Raw genomic sequence first — 2,783 nt, 5'->3', positions numbered from 1 at the left:
TGGGGAGGACGGCCGGGTCATAGGTACGGGGCGGACGTAAAGCCTCTTCAAACGTGGCAGGGTCTACTGGCCACGCCTTTTCCAGGGCACTCTTCTGCTCGCAAGCTGGCAGAAGAAAACAGAGCAGTATCAGGAGACAGGGCCTCCTCATGCGCCTGCGCCCTGTCGCACGGGCTGGTAGCTCTTTCGATCAGCGGCCGTCTGCGTCCAGACCAGACTTGGAAGGTCGCATCTCGCACACTCGGGCAGAACTCCTGTGTTTCTATACCTGAGCGTTTCATTGATCAGCGGGAAATCGCCAGATTCTGATCTGTAGACTTGAACTGCCTTGTCAACTTCTATTCGGTCGGAAGTCACTGCGATGTCCGCCGGCTTATCCCACGGCGTCCTCCAATCAGCCACCAGGCACAGATACAGGTAGTACGTCCGGTCGTCGATCGTCCTGGCCTGCCCGATCGACAGGTCATAGGCGGTCACCTTCTGGCTGTGCATCGCGTTGGCCACGATGCTCGAGTGGAACGACTTGCGGTTGTCTTCGCTGTCGGTGGTGTCCATCCAGCGGCGTTTGACCTCTGCCGGGGTCTCCTTCCTGCGGATCTCGACCCGGCCGCCGCCCAGATGGCGTGCATACACCACTTTTGCCTTGTCCACCGTTGCCTTGCCTTCATTCCATGCGCGTTCGAGGTCAGGCATCGCTTCAGCGGGAATCAAGCCAATGCTTCGCACTTCATATGTGCTGGTGCTGTGCACAGGCCGAGGGAACATCTCCCACGGCAACAGCCGCCCCTCGTCCTGCGTCATTGCGATGGACGCATCGATCGGTGAAATGGCGTCCATGTCACCGCCCAGTTGAGGTGTCACCGGTGGAGTCAGTGCTTCGCCGGTAACACGCACCGTCTGACCCGTGCTGAAGCCGCCGCGGCCGATCTTGTCCTTGATCCCCATCGTGGTACCTGACCATGTCCACTCGTGCCAAAGCTCCAGTACGTACTCATGCGGTGGCAGGCCCACCTTCAGTGCCTTGCCGTCGCGGATGCGCTTGGTGAAGCAACGTTGCTTGAAGCGATCCCCCAACGGGGACAGCATGGGAATCCGCTGCTCGAAGTCACTGCTCTGCAGCGTACGGTCATAGGTTTTTGCTGCTGTCCAGCGCTGCATGCCATCGGTCGTAAGCGCCTTCACGTGCTCAGGTACACCTGCCCAGCCAATACCCTGCACGGTCTGCAGGGCCACGGTCTGGTCATCCGGACAGAAGTACAGGTACACCTTGCCGCGGTTGTCGCGCTCGTTGAACGCGCTGCTGCCCGCGCTTATGGAGGCACGCTGTGCCTGCTGCGGTCCCCAGCCGCGGCCCACCACCTTGCCGCGGGGGGCATCGGCCAGTGCGGAAAAGGCCGATGCCGCATGCGACGTACCCGTCATGAAGCCGACGATGGACTGCAGCGTCTTCACCCGAGCCTCCACGGTCTGCTGGTCATCGCCGGTTTCAAGGCCGTCCAGGAAGCTCTCCCCCAGGCCGTAGGGCGGATGATTCATCACCAGCGTGTCCACGGGACGATCACCGCTGTCCTTGAGGAACGCATTGGCCAGCAGGCTCACAAGACACCCTTGGCTGTGCCCGACCACGTTGATCGTGTCATCCGGGTTCTTCCTGCGGATCATGCGTACCAGCATCGCCAGCCGCTGCGCCGCCAGCACCATGTAGTGGCGCGAGCGCGCCTTCAGCAGTGGCCGGGTGGCGGTGCCGCCAACCGGGTTGCTGGGCAGCACCTTGGCGATGCGCCCAGAGAAGCCGTCGGCCCACATGTCCGGAATGCAGCTGGTGGCATTGGCGAAGGGCCCACCGTTCTTGGCGCTGTCCTTGTCCAGGCGGTTGCCGTGGCGGTCGAGGTACTCGCCGTGGGGCGCATCGCGCTTCACGTTGGGCCGTAACTTGCCAGATCTGTCGCGGTGATAGCCCTCCTCCTCCCGGAACCCCCAGTAGAACGGAATCACCACGCTGCGTGGCTCCTGCGCTTCCACGCCCTTGGGGGCGAACCGCGCCTGGGTGTGCGAGCGCCGGAAGTACACCGCGTCCGGATCCGGAGCATCACGATCGGCACAGTCCGGCACCCGGTAGTACGCACCGCTCAACAGCGACTCCTGGCGCCCGGTGCGGTCCAACCGTTCACTCATTCCCAGGCAGATGCCGGTCTCCTGCTCCACGTAGGCCTCGCCTACGTCATTGACCCCGTGCACGAGGATGACGATGGCCGGCTTGGGCATCGGCAGGATCACCTTCTGCACGGTGCCGGCCGGTTGGGTCACCACACGGCCGGTGGCGATACAACGCTCAGAGGTCGGACGGGTCATCGAGTACCTCCAGTTGTGGCTCAGATATCCTCGGGACCGCTATCACCCAACAGCTCATCCAGTGCCTTGCGGTCCGCAGCAACGGCTTCCTTGTCCATCGACGTCGGCGCAACGTAGCGCGGCGCTGCAGGCTGCTGTTCCGGCACATCCGGAGCCTGCGAGGTCTGCGGCAGCAAGCGTGGCTTGAACAGGTACGACGGAATCTCATCGTCCGAAGGGCTCACCTGGATCATGGTCACCTGGTCCGGCCGGCGCATGGGCACCACCATGCTGGCCCGCTTCGATTCGGCAGCGGCCATCGTGGCCAGTACCAACTGCACGAACGGCGAGGCCGCGCCGGTTTCGCCCAGCCGCGCGTACAGGTCGATGCCTTCCTTTGGATCCAACAGGTCCGGGTTGCCCTTGAGCTCGCGCAGCACTGGCGACAGTGT

Annotated in this window: 2 protein-coding genes; both read right to left on the bottom strand. The window is 63.2% G+C overall.

All coding sequences use genetic code 11. The features are described from left to right. Window positions 1-147 precede the first annotated feature (147 nt). Window positions 148-2,352: a DUF3274 domain-containing protein gene (locus V3B41_RS20410; protein WP_329861821.1), complete on the bottom strand. Its 2,205-nt coding sequence runs from the start codon at window positions 2,350-2,352 to the stop codon at window positions 148-150. A gap of 20 nt (window positions 2,353-2,372) precedes the next feature. Beyond that, the coding region (locus V3B41_RS20405; protein ID WP_329861820.1) for a hypothetical protein at window positions 2,373-2,783 on the bottom strand (411 nt) is incomplete at its 5' end.

The sequence above is a fragment of the Stenotrophomonas sp. SMYL89 genome (assembly GCF_036319985.1).
Classification (GTDB): Bacteria; Pseudomonadota; Gammaproteobacteria; order Xanthomonadales; family Xanthomonadaceae; genus Stenotrophomonas; species Stenotrophomonas maltophilia_Q.
The sequence above is the reverse complement of the archived record's forward strand: the minus strand, read 5'-3'. Positions and strand labels throughout refer to the sequence as shown.

Bases quoted from the DNA above. Each gene is read 5' to 3' on its own strand.
- V3B41_RS20410 (WP_329861821.1), bottom strand. From the start codon at position 2,352: ATGACCCGTCCGACCTCTGAGCGTTGTATCGCCACCGGCCGTGTGGTG.